Source organism: Sphingobium vermicomposti, from assembly GCF_011762025.1.
Lineage (GTDB): Bacteria > Pseudomonadota > Alphaproteobacteria > Sphingomonadales > Sphingomonadaceae > Sphingobium > Sphingobium vermicomposti.
In genome coordinates, this window is record NZ_JAASQR010000001.1 from 25,853 (window position 1) to 42,680 (window position 16,828).

Below are 16,828 nucleotides of genomic sequence, written 5' to 3' on the forward strand. Positions count from 1 at the left end.
CCGCGAACTGCTACCCGGCCAGCTCCACCCAAGTCGGCGCATGATCGCTCGCCTTCTCCCTGCCGCGAAAGTCCTTGTCGACCTGCGCATCGATCAGGCGGTCGGCAGCCGCCGGGCTTAACAGCAGATGGTCGATCCGAAAGCCCGCATCGCGCGGCCAGGCATTCATCTGATAATCCCAGAATGTCCAAACGCCACCAGCCGGATGCTTGCTGAGGATCGCATCGGTCCAGCCGTCGCCCAGGATGCGGCGATAGGCGGCGCGGCTTTCCGGCTGCATCAGCGCGTCGTCCGCCATCGCCTTGACCGAATAGACATCCTTGTCGCGCGGGATGACATTATAATCGCCCGCCAGGATGGCAGGCACTTCTTCGGCCCAAATCTGCTGGGCGCGATCACGCAATCGCTTCATCCACCGCAGCTTGTAATCGAATTTCGGCCCCGGCTGCGGATTGCCGTTGGGCAGGTAGATGCTGGCGACCCGCACGCCCTTCACATCGGCTTCGATATAGCGGCTATGTTCATCCTCCGGCTCGCCGTCCAGGCCACGTCGGACTTCCACCGGCGTTTCGCCCCGCGCCAGGATCGCGACGCCGTTAAATCCCTTCTGCCCGTGCCAGATCACCCCATAGCCCGCATCCTCGATATCCTTCACCGGGAAGGTTTCGTCGGATGTCTTGATCTCCTGAAGGCAGGCGACGTCCGGCTGCGTTTCGCTCAGCCACTCGATCAAGCGCGGCAGGCGCGCCTTGATGCCGTTGATATTGTAGGTGGCGATACGCATGGGACAGCTTCTCCTCACGCGCATCCCTAAAGAGAAGAGCGCCGCTTCGACAAGGGCGAGCCGCGATTAAATCGAAAAGCTGGACCCGCAACCGCAACCAGCGGTCGCGTTGGGATTCGTCACCTTGAACGCCGCGCCGCCCAGGTCGGATACAAAATCGACCGCCGCCCCGCGCACCAGGTCCAGGCTGACATCATCCACGACCAGGGTTACGCCATCCCGCTCAACGCTGATATCGTCGGCCTCGACCGTGTCGGCCAGCCCGAAACGATATTGGAAACCCGAACAACCGCCGCCCTCCACCGCAAGGCGCAGGATCGCGGGCTTGCCCTGTTTCGTGGCAATCGCCGCAACGCGGGCAGCGGCGGAAGGGGTGAGATCAATGTCGGCCATGACGCCTAGATAGGGTCAAGCAAAAGGCCCGGCAAGCCATGACGCGCCGGGCCTTATGAAAGGACATGAAGAAAAGCCGACGGATCAGTCCGCTGCATGTTCCTGAATGTTGGTCGGGCCACCCATGGCGATCGGCGGCTTGGTGTTCATCGCCACCAGATAATCCGGTCCGGCGACGAAGGGGATCGGATTGACGGCCTGGCCATCGACCCGCACTTCATAATGAAGGTGGCTGCCGGTCGAACGGCCGGTCGAACCCATCAGGCCGATCAGCTGACCGCGACGCACATAGCTGTTCGCCGCAACGATCAGCTTCGACATATGGCCGTAACGCGTTTCCATACCGCTGCCGTGCGAAATCTGGACCAGATTGCCATAGCCGCTGGCCCATCCGGCGCGGCTGACGATGCCGTCGGCGGTCGCGTAGATCGGCGTGCCCACCGGGCCGGGGATATCGACGCCCTTATGCATCCGCGTGCGGCCATTGAACGGATCGGACCGCGCGCCGAAGTTCGACGTCAGCGAAAGCTTCTCAACCGGACGGCCCGAAGGAATATAATTGGCCTGCTTCGCTTCGCCATCAAGCCGCTGCAGGCTGGAAAACAGGTTGGAAAAACCAATGTCCGCCGGGCCAAGCGGGCTGGCGTTGATTTCGGAGGCGTCGCCGTAGGGATCATCCTCGACGCTCTTGGCCTGCACCGGCGCAGTGGCGCACAGCATCCCTGCCAGACCTGCCGCACCCGCCATTTTGAAAGCGGACCGGAACCATAGCGCCCGGCGCGCATTGACTAAATATCGAACCAACATTGCGACCCCGACTATCCACCGAAGGCTGTAGCCTTATCGGTGCTCCCCGTGTGACCAAATGCGACCTGAAGCCGCCCCCGTGACATTAAAAGGTCAAATTGCGGCTCATTGTGCAAGCGCTCCGTAATATTCCAGCGTTAAACCGGCTTGTCGACGCGCTGAGTCGTTGAACGGTGGCTTCAGGCTGCCCCGAAAATGGCGTTTTACAAGCATTTGGTAACCTTTTGCGGGGTTCAGGCCCACTCTGTTCGCCGCATGATTGAACCATGTCGTCCCGGCGGCGACATGCCGAATTTCATCCTGCATGATGCGTCGCAGCATCCGCCCCGACACCTCGTCCCCCACCTGTTCGAACCGCTCCACCATCGCCGGGGTGATGTCCAGCGCCCGCGCCTCCAGCACCATCGGCACGATGGCCAGCCGCGCCATCGCATCATGCGCCGTTTCCGTCGCTGCCTGCCACAGCCCGTCATGCGCGGGCAATTCTCCGTAACCACTGCCCATCTGCCGCAATCGTCGGTCCAGCAACGCAAAGTGCATGGCTTCTTCCGCCCCCACCCGCATCCAGTCATCGGTAAAGGCGCGGGGGAATTGCCCGCCGAAGCGGCCAACCAGATCGAACGCCAGATCGATGGCGACAAATTCGATATGCGCCAAAGCATGCAGCATCGCGATCCGGGTCCGTTCCGAACCCATCTTGCCCCGCCGTGGCATCTGGTTGGGCGGCAGGAGCATCGGCTTTTCGGGCCGCGCTGGCCGGTCAGGCATGGTCACGTCAAAGCGATGGGCGATCCGCCCCGTCGCCCAATCACGCGCGACAGAACGTGCCGCCATCACCTTGCGCCAGGGATCGGCAGTGCGCAGGACATTGGCGCAGCCCGCGCTCACGCAGTCGGTCGGCGGAGGCAGGCTCAAAGCGCCTTCGCTGCCTCCAGCACCTCGGCGGCATGTCCCTTCACCTTCACCTGAGGCCAGACGCGCGCCGCTTTGCCGCTGGCGTCGAACAGGAAGGTAGCGCGCGCAATGCCCATATATTTGCGGCCATAGAGCGACTTTTCCACCCATGTGCCAAATGCTTCGCACACATCGCCCGGCTCGTCGGACGCCAGCGTGACAGTCAGGCCATATTTGTCCGCAAACTTCTTGAGCTTGGCGGGTTTGTCCTTCGATATGCCGACGACAGGCACGCCGATTGCGGCGAAATCGCCCGCCAATTCGGTAAAATCCTTCGCTTCATTGGTGCAGCCGGGCGTATCCGCCTTGGGATAGAAATAGACGACCACCGGCGCGCCCTTATATCGCGACAGGTTGAAATCAGCGCCGTCCGCATCCTTCAGCGCCACTTCGGGCAGGGCATCCCCGGATTCCAGCATCGTCATTCCTCCTCAAAGCGCGCGGCCACCGCCGCCCAGGCATCGCGCACGCCTTGCCGGGCCTTGGCATAGCTTTCAAGCAGCGCCTCCCAACTTTCCACGCCGCATGCCCGTGCAACCACAGGCCGCGTCGCCTCCGGTGGCTCCGTCGATCCGGGGGACACGAGCCGCGACACGACCAGAAAGCGCGTGATCAGGTCATGCGCGTCGATCAGCCCGGCAGGCAGATGGCCTGCCGCCGCCAATTGCGCCAGCGCCGCCCGCAGGTCAGGGTCGAACGCCATATTGTGCTGAAACTGCGTGACATGGATCAGGAACTCCAGGTCGACCAGCCCGCCCGGCACCAGCTTGACGTCCAGCTCGCCCGACGGCGGCTTATGCTTGGCGATGTCGCTGCGCATCTTCACGGCGCTGCGGGCAAGCTCGTCCGCGTCGCGGGGCCGTTCCAGCGTTTCGGCCAGGATCGCGCTCAACGCCGCTCGTCCTTCGTCAGACCCGAAAACCGGCCGCGCCCGTGTCAGCGCCAGATGCTCCCACGCCCAAGCTTCCTCCCGCTGATAGCGGGCAAAGCTGTCCAGACTGACCGCCAACAACCCTTGCGCACCGGAAGGGCGCAACCGCGTATCGACTTCATACAGCCGCCCGGCGGCGGTCTGCACCGACAGCGCGTTGGTGATGCGCTGGCCCAGCCGGTTGAAATATTGCGTCGCGCCCAGCGGCTTGGCCCCATCGGATTCCGTCTGGAAATCGCCAGTGAACAGAAACACCAGATCCAGGTCGGACGCGTGGGTCAGCACCCCTCCGCCCAGCCGACCCAGCGCCAATATCAGCATTTCGCCGCCCGGCACCTTGCCATGCGCAGCCTCGAATTCCGTGACGGTCGCGCTGGCCAACGCCTCGATCGCCGCCTCCGCCACGCGGGAATAGCCCTGCCCGGCTTCCAGCGGGTCGCCGCCCCGGATGATCTGTGCGCCCAGTGCAAAGCGGCGGTCGTTCACCCGCTGGCGCACGCGATCGAGCAGCTCCTGATAATCCTCCCCCGCCTCCAATTGCGCGAACTGGCTGGCGAGCACCTCTATCGACGGCGGCGGGTCGAATGCCGACGTGTCGATCAGCCCGTCGAGCAATTCAGCCCGCCGTCCCAGCGCATCAGCCAGGGTCGGGGCGTGGCTCAAAAGCTCCGCCAGCAATTCAACCAGCCCTGGTCGCGCCGCCAGCAGCTTGAAAAAATTGATCGCGCTGGGCAGCCGCCCGATCAGGTCGTCCAGCCGGTTGAGCGCCCGCCCGCTGTCAGGCGCATGGGCAAGCGCGCGCATCAGCCCCGGCAACAAGTCTTCCAGCGCCTCCCGCGAAGGTCCGCTCCTCAACGCCCGGATCGTGCCGCTGCGCCAGCGGGCGATGCGCGCCACGGGCGTCTGCGGATCGGCAAAGCCCATCTCCGCCAACTGCACCGTCAGCCGATCCTCATCATGCGACAACGCCTCATCCTTGGTCGCGGGGGTCAGCTTGTCATAATTGCCGCCCACCCATTCGACATGCGGACGCAACAGGTCCAGCAGGGCAGCGCCATCCGCCACGCCGTGCAGGCGCGCGACATTGTCCATCGCCTCGGCTGTCTTGGGCAATTCATGCGTCTGGCGATCTTCGACCATCTGCAGCCGATGCTCGACCGTTCGGAACAGCACATAGGCCTCGTCCAGCCGCCGGGCATCCTCCGGCTCCAGCACCCCCGCCCCGGTCAGCGCGCGCAGAGCCTCGCGCGTGTTGCCGGACCGCAATGCCGGGTCGCGTCCGCCATGGATCAGCTGATGCACCTGCGCGAAAAATTCGACTTCCCTGATACCGCCCCGACCGCGTTTCAGGTCATAGCCCGGACCAAAGGCCTGCCCCTGCGCATAATGATCGCGGATGCGGCGCGAAATATCGACAATCGCGTCAATCGCGCCGAAATCCAGGCTCCGCCGCCAGACGAAAGGCCGGATTTGCTGCATGAAATAATCGCCCAGCGCTAGGTCGCCCGCCGCCGGACGGGCGCGGATGAAGGCGGCCTGCTCCCATCCCATTGCCGTGGATTCATAATAGCCGATCGCGGCCTCCACCGGCAGCGCAATGGGCGTCGCTTCAGGCGACGGACGCAGTCGCAGGTCGACGCGAAAAACATAACCATCGCCATCGCGGGCGTTCAGCAACTCGCTGACCCGCCGACCGATCCTGACCGCCGCATCCGCCACATCTTCCCTTTCGCCATGCGGCAGCCGGGTGGGATCGTAGAGGAGGATGGGATCGATGTCGGACGAATAGTTGAGTTCGCGGCTGCCATGCTTGCCCAGCGCCAGCACGACGAACCCTTCCGCCGGAGCATCGGGATAACGTTCGGCAAAGGCCGCCGCCAGCGCCTCCTCCAGCGCCTGGTCGGCAAAATCGGACAAGGTGCGCGTCACCCGGTCAAGGTCCCAGGCACCCGAAAGGTCGGCGGCTGCGGTCACCAGCGCCAATGCCCCCTTGCGCCGCCGCAGTGACCGGGCAACGCCGTCGCCTTCATCCGCCACTGCATGCGCCGCCGTCAGCGCCGCGTCGAAATCACCCGTCGCCAGCAGATCGACCAGCGCTGGAAAACGGTCCATCTGCCGGGAAAGAAATGACGAATGCCCCTGCATCCGCGCTGCCACCGCCGTCCAGTCCGTCACTCGCGTCTCTCCCATCGGTCCGCCCGCTATCGCGCTACCACAATAGGAACGCCAGCAACTTTTCCCAATCCTGGCCGTTATAGGGTCATGGAAATGCCGAGAAAATCGTTGAGAGGTTCGGCTGAGGAAGTGAATTCTTCCGGTCGTGCCGTCATGACGGTCGGGCTGCCACAGCCTTATGAAGGCGTAGGCAATGCGTTGCGCGCGACTTTCACCGCGCGCCGCGACAATGTTCCCGATGACATGATGGACCTGCTCAGAAAGCTGGATCGCTCCTAACCGGGCGAACGTCCACCTTTCCTTCCCGCCGCGCCCGCCGCAGCGCCCGTCGCAGCGAAAGTGTCGCATTGTGCAGGATCACCGCTCTCCAGCCCCTTGTTCAGCCATTGCATCCGCTCCGTGCTGCTCCCGTGCGTAAAGCTTTCCGGCACCGGGCGACGTCCCGCGGCCTTTTGCAGCGTATCGTCGCCAATGGCCTGCGCGGCGGTCATGCCTTCTTCCAGATCGCCCGCTTCCATCAGGCCGGTGCGCCTCGCCCAGACCCCGGCATAGCAGTCCGCCTGCAATTCCACCTGCACCTGCAACGCATTGCCGTCCGCTTCGCTCACCGCGCGCTGGCGTTGGTTCACCTCTGCCAACGTGCCCTGCAGGTCCTGCACATGATGCCCGACCTCATGCGCGATGACATAGGCCTGCGCAAAATCTCCTGGCGCGCCAAAGCGCTGCCGCAATTCGGTGAAGAAATCGGTGTCGAGGTAGACCTTCTGGTCGTTGGGGCAGTAAAATGGCCCCATGGCGCTTTGCGCCGCGCCACAGCCTGACGCCCCGTTCTGGGAATAGAAAGACAGGACGGTTGGCCGATATTGTTGACCGGCCTCCTTATAGATCTGGTCCCAAACACGCTCGGTCGATCCCAGCACCCGCAGGGACCAGCGCTGGATGTCGGTCAGTTTCTGCGGGTCGCGGCTGACCGATACATTCTGCTGAACGGGCCCGCCTCCGCCGCCCAGCAGGCTCAGCGGATTAACGCCCATTACCGCCAATATGATGAGCACAACGACAATGCCGCCACAGCCAAAGCGGCTGCCGATAAAGGGCAGCAACATGCCCAATCCGCCACCAAGCCCGCCGCCAAATCCCCCCGCGCGGCCGTCCTGAACTTCAAAGTTCGAACTTTCCCGCTCATCGTCCAGCCGCATGTCGTCCTCCCTGTTCCTACCCTGACTAGCCGCTTTGGCAGCAGGTTGGAACGGCTTCGATACGGGGTTGGTTGCCTCGCCCCTTTATCAATAATCGCACGGCATCAGTTGGAATGCGGCTGAGATTGTTTATATTGCACTGCGACATGGCCGACATAGACCCCCACATCCGCCGGCGCGGCAGCACGCCGCTCCCCCTGCCTCGCGAAGTCGCCTTGCTGTTGCAGGGCGGCGGCGCGCTCGGCTCCTTCCAGGCGGGGGTTTATGAGCGGCTGGACCTTCTGGGCATCGACATCAGCTGGGTCGCGGGCATTTCCATCGGCGCGGTCAATGCGGCGATCATCGCGGGCAACCTCCCGCACCGGCGGATCAGTCGGCTCAAGAAATTCTGGCTGACGGTGTCGGGCGGGATGCCCAATGTCGTTCTGCCCGAAATCGACCATATTCGCGAAGCTGCCCATCTGATGGCAGCGGGAACGGTCGCGACCTTTGGCGTGCCCGGCATGTTCCGCCCCCGCCTCTGGCCTTCGATGCTGATGCCGGAAGGGTCGCCGGGCGCGATCAGCTTTTATGACAGCGCGCCGCTCAAGGACACGCTCAACGCCTGCGTCGACTGGGACCTTCTGAACGATGGCCCGGTTCGCCTGTCGGTGGGCGCAGTCGATGTGGAAAGCGGCAACTTCGCATATTGGGACACGCGCGGCCCGAATGGGAAAACCCGCATCGACGCCCGCCACATCATGGCGTCCGGGGCGCTACCGCCCGGCCTGCCTCCCGTGGAAATAGATGGCCGCTGGTATTGGGACGGCGGCATCGTATCCAACACGCCGCTGGCGCATGTGCTGGACCATCAGAGCGAGGACATGCTCGTCTTCCAGGTGGACCTCTTCCCCGCCGCAGGGCCCAAGCCGCAGCAGATGACCGACGTCTATTCGCGGACGAAGGACATCCAATATTCCAGCCGCACGCGCCAGGTGACGGACCAATATCTACGCCTGCGCCGGGAACATCGCGCCATCGCCGCGCTGCTCGAAAAACTGCCCCCCGACCTTCAGGACGATCCTGACGCGGTTCGCCTGCGTCAATGCCTGGACCGGGGTTCGGTCAACATCGTCCACCTCATCTACCGCAGCCGCGCATGGGAAAGCGGGGCGCGCGACTTCGAATTTTCCCGCGCGACCATGCTCGACCACTGGAGCCAGGGGCGCGACGCAGTGCAGGAAGTCATGCACAAGGGCGACCTGATCGCACGCAACATATTGAACGGAAAAAGCGCCACCTTCGACCTCGACGCGCCCGATCATCTCAAGGAGAAAAATGCATGAGCAAGTCCCTCGCCGGAAAGACCGCCCTCATCACGGGCTCCACGTCCGGCATTGGACTTGCCTATGCGAAGCTGCTGGCTGACCAGGGCGCGAACATCGTCATCAACGGCTTTGGCGACCCCGCCGCCATCGAACGGGAACGGCAGGCGCTGGAGCAGGCAAGCGGGGCCAAGGCGCTCTACAGCGGCCATGACCTCACCAAACCCGCCGAGATCGAAGCGATGATGACCGAAGCCGCCAATGCCTTTGGCGGCGTCGACATATTGATCAACAACGCCGGAATGCAGCATGTCGCCCCCATCGAGGATTTCCCCGTCGAAAAATGGGACCTCATCATCTCGCTCAACCTGACGAGCGCGTTCCATACATCCCGGCTGGCCGTCCCCTATATGAAGTCGCAAAAATGGGGCCGCATCATCCAGACGGCGAGCGCCCATTCGCTAACGGCATCCCCGTTCAAAAGCGCCTATGTGACCGCCAAGCATGGCCTGGGCGGGTTGACCAAGACGCTGGCGCTGGAGCTTGCCACCTTCGGCATCACGGCCAATTGCATATCGCCCGGCTATGTCTGGACCCCGTTGGTCGAAAACCAGATTCCCGATACGATGAAGGCGCGAAACATGACGCGCGAGCAAGTGATGAACGATGTCCTGCTCGCTGGCCAACCGACCAAACAGTTTGTGACGGTCGATCAGGTTGCGGCCATGGCGCTGTTCCTGTGCAGCGATGCCGCCGCCAACATCACCGGCGCGAACATGACGATCGACGGGGGCTGGACCGCCCAATAGGGCCCGCGCTACCGCCATTTTGCGGCGGCGCACCATTCACGTCACGCGACCCTCAGCCGCTCATTTTTATTGTGGCAAATTTATCACGGTTTGAAGCATTTGTTTTCTGGCGGGAAACCATCCTTCCCGCGCTCGGTTCTCCCTCCCGAAGCTTTCATATTTCGAAGCAGACAAGAGGGAGTTACCCATGAAGAAGTTTCTTTTCGCAGCCGCAATGATGGCGGCGCTTCCGTCCGTTGCCTATGCCCAGGAAGAAACCGCGCCTGACGGCACTCCTGCATTCGGCGTCGAACCCTATGTCGGCATCCTGGGCGGCTGGCACAGTTTCGACCGTGGGTCGGAATTCGGCAGCGTTCCCGGCGAAACCATCATGAGCGGCGCAATCGTCAGCGGCGTTGCGGGTGTAAACGTGCCGCTCGGCCCCGTCTTCGTCGGTGTCGAAGGCAATGTCGCGAAGGGCTGGGCCGACATCGATTGGGAATATGGCGTGAAGGGCCGCTTCGGCGCCCGTGCAGGCGATAGCGGCATGATCTTCGCTTCCGCTGGCTATCAGTGGGTCAATGGCAAGCAGGGCTGGCCGAACAAGAAGGACTGGATGTACGGCGTCGGCGTGGAAGTCGGCCCCAAGGACATCGGCCTGGGCGGCATCACCGGCAACAGCGGCATTCGTCTGCGCTTCCAGACCGAAACCTATGATTTCGACAGCTTCCGCCCGACGGCGGGTGTGATTTTCCACTTCTGATCACTCCCATAGCGATCAGAGAAAGGCGTCCGTCTCACGACGGGCGCCTTTTTTTTCGTGACGTCAACGCAGAGCACACTCGGCAAAATTCCCTTAAATTCTCGCGCCGATGACCCTATGCTGCTCCCTTGTAAATCGGAGCTTGTAACATCATGCGTCATGCATTGACGGCCTTGGTCGCTGCTTCCAGCCTTTCATCCCCCTCCCTGGCGCAGACGTCGCCCGGAGCAGTCGACGCTTCCGCGCAGCCCAACGAAATCGCCGCCACCATCGCCAGCGACATGGATGGGCTGATGTCGCTCTATCGCGACCTTCACGCCAATCCCGAACTGTCGGAGCAGGAAAGCGCCACCGCCGCCAAACTCGCGCGACGGCTAAAGGCGATGAAGTTCGATGTGACCGAAAAGGTCGGAGGCACCGGCGTCGTCGCCGTCATGAAAAATGGCAGTGGGCCGGTCCTTCTGGTCCGCGCGGACATGGACGGCCTGCCCGTCACCGAACAGACCGGCCTCCCCTTCGCTTCGAAAGTCAGGACCAAGACCGCCGAAGGCGTGGAAACCGGCGTCATGCATGCGTGCGGCCATGACACGCACATGACCGCCTTTATCGAAACCGCGCGTCTGCTGTCATCGATGAAGGACCGCTGGAAAGGCACTCTGGTCATGATCCTCCAGCCTGCGGAGGAAGTTGGCCGGGGCGCGCGGTTGATGCTGGAAGACGGCCTCTACACGCGCTTCCCGCGCCCGACCCACGCACTGGCTTTTCACGATGCCGCCAATCTGGAAGCGGGCAAGATCGGTTATACGCCGGGCTATGCGCTCGCCAATGTCGATAGCGTCGACATAGTGGTGCGCGGCACCGGCGGGCATGGTGCCTATCCGCAGACCGCGCGCGATCCCATCGTGCTGGGCGCGCGGATCGTGTCGTCGCTCCAGACGCTGGTCAGCCGGGAACAGGACCCGCTGGACCCGGCTGTCGTGACGGTCGGCAGCTTCATGGGCGGGGCCAAGCACAATATCATCCCCGATGAAGCCAAGCTGCTGCTCACCGTGCGAAGCTATTCGGACGACACCCGCGAACGGCTGATCCGGGGCATAGAACGCATCGCGCGCGGCGAAGCGATCGCGGCTGGCATGCCCGACGACCGGATGCCCGTCGTGACCGTCAAGGATGAATTCACCCCCGCCGCCTACAATCCGCCCGCCTTCGCCAATCAGATGGCGGACAGGCTAAAGGCCCATTTCCCCGACGGCGCGGTCATGGAGGTGAAATCGTCCATGGGTGGCGAGGATTTCGGCCGCTATTATCGGGCGGACAAGAGCATCAACAGCTTCATTTTCTGGGTCGGCGGCGTCCCGGCGGACCAGATGGCCAAGGCCGCCGCCGGTCAAGCCACCCTCCCCTCGCTGCACAGCCCTTTCTGGGCACCCCAGGCCGACAAGGTCATCGCCACCGCAAGTGAGGCGATGACCGTGCTCGCGCTCGACATATTGAAAAGGGACTGAACCCAAGGAAACCGCGCAAGCCGCAGTTGCGCAAAGCTAAGCGGGCCGATGCCCCTTGCGCCATTTCGTCAGCAAATGCCGCGCCAGCATCAACGGCGGCATCCGCAGCCAGTGCGATCGCAGATAGAATCCGAAACGCAGCAGCTTGCGCGTCTCTCGTCCCCAACCATCCCGCGCGAGCAGCCGCCGGAGGACAAGGCGATCCCACATCCCCACTCGCCCCCGACCCGTGCCATAAAGCCCATCCGCCAACCGCCGCGCCTGCCGCACCTGCGCAGCGATGCCATGTCGCTCGGCGCGGGCGGCCAGCTTGGCCGGATCAGCGTCGGCCAGCAGGCAATATATGTCCCACAGGTTGCGCAGACCCCCCGCTAAATCCCCATCAGCCAACAGATGCGCCACCGCATGACAGACGCGGTCTTCGGCGGACAGCATATATAATCGTTCGGTAATGGGAACCGCATCCGCCAGCATCGCGTCCGCATCGGGCCTTGGCCGTGCGGTCAGCGGCAATATGGTATGATGAACGTCGATCATCCGATCCCGCTCGCGATGGATCAGCGGCGGCAATTCATGCATCCACTGTCGGTAATAGGCGTCGTCATAGGGGTCTTCCTTGACCCATTCCCATCCCGCCGCGATCAGGCGTTGCTCCACATCGTCCATGCCCGCACGCGGCACCAATATGTCGAGGTCGCCGATAAAGCGCCCATCGCCCGCACGCAGCCCAGCCGCGACATAAGCGGTCCCCTTCATCAGCACGACCGGCCCGTCGAAATCGGCCAGCGCCAACGCCGCTCGATCCGCTTCCCACAACGCCTGCCGCGCCTCCCGCTCCGCATCCCGCCGCGCATCGGCCAGGATCGGGCGCACAGCGTCCGGCACTGCGCCCTCATCAACACGCACCGCCAACGTACCGATCAGCCGCTCCGCGCGCGCCGCCGCGATCAGGGCGTTCCACCCTGCGGCATTCAGCGCCGCGACCGACGCGGGATCGCGCAGCGCCCGCACCAGCAAGGCCGCGCTCATGCCCGCTCCTCCCACAATGCTTCGATCATGGCGATGGCGTCGTCGCCCGACGGGAAATCGATGGCATGCGCCGGAACGCGCTGGACCAACCGGCTCAGCGCCAGAAATCCAGCTTCCCCCAATGCCACATAATTGGTCGACGCCTGGGTCAGCCGCATGAACACTTCCGCCTGTCCAACGTCCCGCCTATCGGCTGCATGGCCAAAGCGCGGGAAGAGCAGCAGGGCAGGTTGCCCCCCCTCCTCCATCCGATCGATCGCGCCGCCGCGCGGCACCAGATGGCGGATGTCGCCCTTCGCCGTATTGGCCAGCAAAGGCCCCATCCGGTCGGGCGGCACCTCGGCGGACAGCACGTCGATGGCCCCGTTCTTGAGCGACACCAGCCGGGGAAAGGGAAATATCTGCCCCGTCGCCAGATCCAGCAGCGCGAACTCATCGCCCATCAGCCGCCAGCCTCTTTCGCCCAATTGCGCCGCCAGGGTGGATTTGCCCGACCCGGACTCGCCCGTCATCACCAGCACGCGCCCGTCCTTTTCGACGCTTGACGCATGGATCAGCAGATGCCGCCGCCAGCCGAGCGCCATTTGCAGGTTCATCCCCATTTCCGCCGCCAGCAGGCCGTGGCGCAGGCTCATCGGCGCGGCTTCGGCCAGGCCATGGTCGCCGGTGATAAAGATCGACGGTCGCAGCCACTGCCGCAGCGGCCCCGCAGGCTCCAGCCGCACGCTGAAGTCGGCAATGCCGCCCGGCAACATCGGATAGGCGGCATACAGGCTCGCCAGACGGTCGATCGGATCGCGCCAGGCCGACCCGATCCGAAATGTCGCCGGACCGATCTTCAGGGTGATCTGATGCCTCACAGGCGGCGCGCCAGCCCCAGCGCCGTCAATTCGGCCAGATGCGCATCGATCACGGCGATCACGCTATCCGCGTCGCCCAGATCATAATGATCGGCCAGCCGGTCATGAACCTGCGCCGCGGTGCGTGGAACCGCTTCGTCCAAAGCGTCCAATATCTCCGGCACCGGGCTGATCACCATATGCGTCTGGCCGGACGTGCGGTGATATAGCAGGGTGAAGTCATCCAGCGCGCAGGCCGCAATCGCGTCACGTTCTTCCCGGCAATAGCGGCATTTGGCGGTCACGACCCTGCTTTCGATCCGTGGTGTTTCGCCACCGCTTTACAGCAGAGGCGTAAGCAGGTGCCTAACGCGGCATTTGCAACGAAGCAAAGCAGGTAAATCCGCTCGTCCCGGACTGGAGACGCCGGATATAGTTCATATAGGCCTGATTCTGTTGGTAACTGGTGCCGGGCAGCGGTCGTCCACGCATCGCCTGCTTCACCTGCTCACCGGTAAATCCGCGCCCCGTCCCCGGAAAAGCGCCCGGCGTTCCGGCAGGCACGACTTGCCCGTTGGGGGCGATATAATTGGCCGCCCGCGCCTGATCTGGAACGTTGATGGTGCAATTAAGGACCGAAGCCGCCGTGTTGGCCAGCGCCGGGCGAATGGAAACGATAGCCGACGCAGCCACCGCCCCGCCCATCAGCAACTGGCGGCGCGACGATACGCCCTGGTCGAAACCTTCCTCCTGGGAAGTCTCATTGGAATGTTCCGGCCCTTGCTCGCTCATATCTTCCTGATCCGCTATCGCCCTTGCCAAACCGTAAAGATTGCACGCTATTACCCCAGCCATCGCAGCAAGTGCGACGAGAATCCAGCGTAGTAACCATGAATCGACTGACAATTTCCCAGATCATTGCCTCACTGGCGGTATTGCTGCTGGCCACTGGCGGCGTTCTGATGATGGGCGTATCGCCGCTGGCCGTGGCCTTACCGGCGCTTGCCGGACTGGCCGTGTTGCTGATCACGTCACGCGGAGGCCCGTCCATTGCCGAGGCCCCCGCGATGGCCGAACCGGCAGAAGCCCCCGACATCGCCGCCCACCCCGACTTCTCCAGCCTGTTGGAAGGCATTTCCGACCCCCTCCTGTTGATAGAACGCGGCAGGATATTGCGGGCCAACAGCGCGGCGCAACGGCTGCTGGGCACGCATATAGAGGGGGAGGATGCGCGCATCGCCATCCGCCACCCCGCCGCGGCGGAAAGGCTGGCGAATCAATCGCCCATGTCCGAACCGGCGATGGTCGAACTGGTGGGCCTGGGCACGCGTGAACAACGCTGGCAGATGCGAATCGCGCCGCTGGGTGATCCCGCTCAGGTGCGGCGGCTGGTGCATCTGGCCGATCATAGCGGGGCTTATGCGGCGGAACGGATGCGGGTCGATTTCGTCGCCAATGCCAGCCATGAATTGCGGACCCCCCTTGCGGGCATATTGGGGTTCATCGAAACGCTGGCCGATCCCGACCTTGGCCGCGACACCGAAACACGCCAACGCTTCCTCAAGATCATGGAGGGCGAAGCCCGGCGAATGCAGCGTCTGATAGAGGATCTCCTGTCGCTCTCCCGGATCGAGGCGGAAAAATATCGCGTCCCCGACAGCGAAGTCGACCTATCCGAACTGGTGACAGAGGTGGTCAGCGTTTTCCGCGCCAGCCACGACGATCGCGGGCGCGACGTTGAAATGGACGTCACCTCGTGCCTGCCCCCTGTGCAGGGGGACCGGGCGCAGCTGTCGCAACTGCTCCACAACCTTATCGGCAATTCGGTGAAATATGGCCGCCCCGGCACCCCCATCCGCGTGACGCTGGACGAAGGGCCCAGCGGCATGTCGCGCATTTCCGTCGCCGATCAGGGCGAAGGGATCGGCCCCGATCACCTCCACCGGCTGACCGAACGTTTCTACCGCGTCGATTCGGGCCGCAGCCGGGCGATGGGCGGGACTGGCCTGGGCCTGGCCATCGTCAAACATATCGTTGAACGGCATCGCGGGCGGCTGGATATCAGCAGCACGCTGGGCAAAGGCACCACCGTATCGGTCCTGCTGCCGCGCGGCGCGGAGAAGGAAAAATTTCCGGCTTCGGCCACTGAGTGAAGGGCGCATAAAAAACGGCATTCGGGACAATGTCATAAAAATGCAATTGGACTGTCACAAAGGCGCGACGTACCGCGTTTATGCGCGTCCCCATGAAGGGGGCGGCGAAAGCGATCGCGGCCAGGATGATGGAGATTTTCCCGTGAAGCAATTCGCCTTGTTCGCCGCCACGGCTGCGGCTGCATTGACTCTCTCAGGCTGCGGCGATCAGGGCGCTGGCGGCGGCGGCGGAACCCGTGACCAGATCCGCGCGGTCGGTTCCTCGACCGTCTACCCCTTCTCCACCGCGATCGCCGAACTGTTCGTTCAGGGTAATCCGGGCATGAAGTCGCCGATCATCGAATCGACCGGCACCGGCGGCGGCATCAAGCTGTTCTGCCAGGGCGTCGGCGCTCAATTCCCCGATATCGCCAACGCATCGCGCCGCATGAAAAAGTCCGAATTCGACGATTGTCAGAAGAATGGCGTCAAGGACATCATCGAAGTCCAGATCGGCGTCGACGGCCTTGCCTTTGCAGAGGCGAAGGAGGGTCCGGGTCTGAAACTCACGCCCAAAATCGCCTATGAAGCGCTGGCGGCCAACCCCTATGGCAAGGGCCCGAACAAGGCCCAGACCTGGCAGGATGTCGACCCCAGCCTGCCTGCGGTCGCGATCTCCGTCTTCGGCCCGCCGTCGACCAGCGGCACCCGCGATTCGCTCGCCGAACTGATCCTGACGAAGGGTTGCGAAGCCGATCCGGCGATGAAGGCGCTCAAGGAAAAGAATGAGGACGAGTTCAAGGCAACCTGCACCCGCGTCCGCGAAGACGGCAAATATGTCGACTCTGGCGAAAACGACAATCTGATCGTTCAAAAGCTGGGGGCGAACCCCAAAGCGGTCGGCGTGTTCGGCTACAGCTTCCTTGAAGAAAACAAGAGCACGTTGAAGGACGTACCGATCAACGGCGTCGAAGCGACTTATGAAACCGTTTCCGCCGGCGAATATCCCGGCGCGCGCCCGCTCTACATCTATGTGAAGAAAGCGCATATGCAGGCCATTCCGGGCCTCCAGGCTTTCCTCAACACCTTCGCCGCCAATTGGGCACCCAATGGCGCATTGACCAAGCGTGGCATGGTCGCCGCGCCGGAGGATGCGCGGAACGCAAGCGCCCAGGCGGTCAAGTCGCTCGACGTGCTTGACGGTTCGAAGCTGAAATAAGCGGAA

At 63.3% G+C, this 16,828-nt stretch carries 18 protein-coding genes; 7 read left to right on the forward strand and 11 right to left on the reverse strand.

Features of this window, described 5'->3' with window-relative positions:
- Window positions 1–10: 10 nt before the first annotated feature.
- From xth to FHS54_RS00185, 6 genes are all read right to left on the reverse strand, one after another.
- Window positions 11–784, reverse strand: coding sequence for an exodeoxyribonuclease III (xth, locus tag FHS54_RS00160; RefSeq protein WP_167301778.1), 774 nt, complete (start codon window positions 782–784; stop codon window positions 11–13).
- Window positions 785–850: 66 nt separating this feature from the next.
- A complete protein-coding gene (erpA, locus tag FHS54_RS00165) occupies window positions 851–1,177 on the reverse strand; it encodes an iron-sulfur cluster insertion protein ErpA (protein ID WP_167301779.1) in 327 nt (108 codons plus the stop codon).
- A gap of 84 nt (window positions 1,178–1,261) precedes the next feature.
- Window positions 1,262–1,984, reverse strand: coding sequence for a M23 family metallopeptidase (locus FHS54_RS00170; protein ID WP_167301780.1), 723 nt, complete (start codon window positions 1,982–1,984; stop codon window positions 1,262–1,264).
- A 105-nt stretch (window positions 1,985–2,089) separates the two neighbouring features.
- Window positions 2,090–2,899: a ferritin-like domain-containing protein gene (locus FHS54_RS00175; protein WP_167301781.1), complete on the reverse strand. Its 810-nt coding sequence runs from the start codon at window positions 2,897–2,899 to the stop codon at window positions 2,090–2,092.
- Window positions 2,896–3,357 (reverse strand): thioredoxin-dependent thiol peroxidase, encoded by a 462-nt coding sequence (gene bcp, locus FHS54_RS00180; protein ID WP_167302625.1) that lies wholly within the window; start codon window positions 3,355–3,357, stop codon window positions 2,896–2,898. Before bcp ends, FHS54_RS00175 begins: the two co-directional genes overlap by 4 nt.
- A 2-nt stretch (window positions 3,358–3,359) precedes the next feature.
- Complete coding sequence (locus tag FHS54_RS00185) at window positions 3,360–6,059, reverse strand: bifunctional [glutamine synthetase] adenylyltransferase/[glutamine synthetase]-adenylyl-L-tyrosine phosphorylase (RefSeq protein ID WP_208404696.1); 2,700 nt, start codon at window positions 6,057–6,059, stop codon at window positions 3,360–3,362.
- A 114-nt stretch (window positions 6,060–6,173) separates the two neighbouring features.
- On the opposite strand from FHS54_RS00185, the gene FHS54_RS00190 reads away from it, so the two are divergent.
- Window positions 6,174–6,323: a hypothetical protein gene (locus FHS54_RS00190; protein ID WP_243855662.1), complete on the forward strand. Its 150-nt coding sequence runs from the start codon at window positions 6,174–6,176 to the stop codon at window positions 6,321–6,323.
- On the opposite strand, the gene ypfJ is transcribed toward FHS54_RS00190, so the two are convergent.
- On the reverse strand, window positions 6,320–7,243 hold the full coding sequence (gene ypfJ / locus FHS54_RS00195; RefSeq protein ID WP_167301784.1) for a KPN_02809 family neutral zinc metallopeptidase: 924 nt from the start codon (window positions 7,241–7,243) through the stop codon (window positions 6,320–6,322). The genes FHS54_RS00190 and ypfJ overlap by 4 nt on opposite strands.
- A 146-nt stretch (window positions 7,244–7,389) precedes the next feature.
- On the opposite strand from ypfJ, the gene FHS54_RS00200 reads away from it, so the two are divergent.
- From FHS54_RS00200 to FHS54_RS00215, 4 genes are all read left to right on the forward strand, one after another.
- Window positions 7,390–8,568, forward strand: a complete 1,179-nt coding sequence (locus tag FHS54_RS00200; protein WP_167301785.1) for a DUF3734 domain-containing protein — start codon at window positions 7,390–7,392, stop codon at window positions 8,566–8,568.
- A complete protein-coding gene (locus FHS54_RS00205; protein WP_167301786.1) occupies window positions 8,565–9,356 on the forward strand; it encodes a 3-hydroxybutyrate dehydrogenase in 792 nt (263 codons plus the stop codon). Before FHS54_RS00200 ends, FHS54_RS00205 begins: the two co-directional genes overlap by 4 nt.
- A 187-nt stretch (window positions 9,357–9,543) precedes the next feature.
- Window positions 9,544–10,098, forward strand: a complete 555-nt coding sequence (locus FHS54_RS00210) for an opacity protein (protein ID WP_167301787.1) — start codon at window positions 9,544–9,546, stop codon at window positions 10,096–10,098.
- 152 nt (window positions 10,099–10,250) lie between these two features.
- Window positions 10,251–11,603, forward strand: coding sequence for an amidohydrolase (locus FHS54_RS00215; RefSeq protein ID WP_167301788.1), 1,353 nt, complete (start codon window positions 10,251–10,253; stop codon window positions 11,601–11,603).
- Window positions 11,604–11,639: 36 nt separating this feature from the next.
- Here the strand turns inward: FHS54_RS00215 and FHS54_RS00220 are convergent, their stop codons facing one another.
- The 4 genes from FHS54_RS00220 to FHS54_RS00235 form a co-directional block, all read right to left on the reverse strand.
- Window positions 11,640–12,632: a nucleotidyltransferase domain-containing protein gene (locus tag FHS54_RS00220; RefSeq protein ID WP_167301789.1), complete on the reverse strand. Its 993-nt coding sequence runs from the start codon at window positions 12,630–12,632 to the stop codon at window positions 11,640–11,642.
- On the reverse strand, window positions 12,629–13,492 hold the full coding sequence (locus FHS54_RS00225; protein ID WP_167301790.1) for an HprK-related kinase A: 864 nt from the start codon (window positions 13,490–13,492) through the stop codon (window positions 12,629–12,631). The genes FHS54_RS00220 and FHS54_RS00225 overlap by 4 nt, the downstream gene beginning before the upstream one ends.
- Entirely contained in the window at window positions 13,489–13,776 is a 288-nt protein-coding gene (locus FHS54_RS00230; RefSeq protein ID WP_167301791.1) for an HPr-rel-A system PqqD family peptide chaperone, read from the reverse strand. Before FHS54_RS00230 ends, FHS54_RS00225 begins: the two co-directional genes overlap by 4 nt.
- Before the next feature lie 61 nt (window positions 13,777–13,837).
- A complete protein-coding gene (locus tag FHS54_RS00235) occupies window positions 13,838–14,263 on the reverse strand; it encodes a hypothetical protein (RefSeq protein ID WP_208404697.1) in 426 nt (141 codons plus the stop codon).
- Between the two features lie 98 nt (window positions 14,264–14,361).
- Between FHS54_RS00235 and FHS54_RS00240 the strand changes: the two genes are divergently transcribed.
- The gene (locus FHS54_RS00240) at window positions 14,362–15,624 is read left to right on the forward strand and encodes an ATP-binding protein (protein WP_167301792.1); all 1,263 of its coding nucleotides are present in this window, start codon (window positions 14,362–14,364) and stop codon (window positions 15,622–15,624) included.
- 142 nt (window positions 15,625–15,766) lie between these two features.
- Window positions 15,767–16,822 carry a substrate-binding domain-containing protein gene (locus FHS54_RS00245; protein WP_167301793.1) on the forward strand — a complete coding sequence of 352 codons (1,056 nt, stop codon included), beginning with the start codon at window positions 15,767–15,769 and terminating at the stop codon, window positions 16,820–16,822.
- The last annotated feature ends 6 nt before the right edge of the window (window positions 16,823–16,828 follow it).

Bases quoted from the DNA above. Each gene is read 5' to 3' on its own strand.
- FHS54_RS00220 (WP_167301789.1), bottom strand. From the start codon at position 12,632: ATGAGCGCGGCCTTGCTGGTGCGGGCGCTGCGCGATCCCGCGTCGGTC.
- FHS54_RS00205 (WP_167301786.1), top strand. From the start codon at position 8,565: ATGAGCAAGTCCCTCGCCGGAAAGACCGCCCTCATCACGGGCTCCACG.
- ypfJ (WP_167301784.1), bottom strand. From the start codon at position 7,243: ATGCGGCTGGACGATGAGCGGGAAAGTTCGAACTTTGAAGTTCAGGAC.
- FHS54_RS00185 (WP_208404696.1), bottom strand. From the start codon at position 6,059: ATGGGAGAGACGCGAGTGACGGACTGGACGGCGGTGGCAGCGCGGATG.
- FHS54_RS00215 (WP_167301788.1), top strand. From the start codon at position 10,251: ATGCGTCATGCATTGACGGCCTTGGTCGCTGCTTCCAGCCTTTCATCC.
- erpA (WP_167301779.1), bottom strand. From the start codon at position 1,177: ATGGCCGACATTGATCTCACCCCTTCCGCCGCTGCCCGCGTTGCGGCG.
- FHS54_RS00200 (WP_167301785.1), top strand. From the start codon at position 7,390: ATGGCCGACATAGACCCCCACATCCGCCGGCGCGGCAGCACGCCGCTC.
- bcp (WP_167302625.1), bottom strand. From the start codon at position 3,357: ATGCTGGAATCCGGGGATGCCCTGCCCGAAGTGGCGCTGAAGGATGCG.
- FHS54_RS00240 (WP_167301792.1), top strand. From the start codon at position 14,362: ATGAATCGACTGACAATTTCCCAGATCATTGCCTCACTGGCGGTATTG.
- xth (WP_167301778.1), bottom strand. From the start codon at position 784: ATGCGTATCGCCACCTACAATATCAACGGCATCAAGGCGCGCCTGCCG.
- FHS54_RS00210 (WP_167301787.1), top strand. From the start codon at position 9,544: ATGAAGAAGTTTCTTTTCGCAGCCGCAATGATGGCGGCGCTTCCGTCC.
- FHS54_RS00170 (WP_167301780.1), bottom strand. From the start codon at position 1,984: ATGTTGGTTCGATATTTAGTCAATGCGCGCCGGGCGCTATGGTTCCGG.
- FHS54_RS00235 (WP_208404697.1), bottom strand. From the start codon at position 14,263: ATGAGCGAGCAAGGGCCGGAACATTCCAATGAGACTTCCCAGGAGGAA.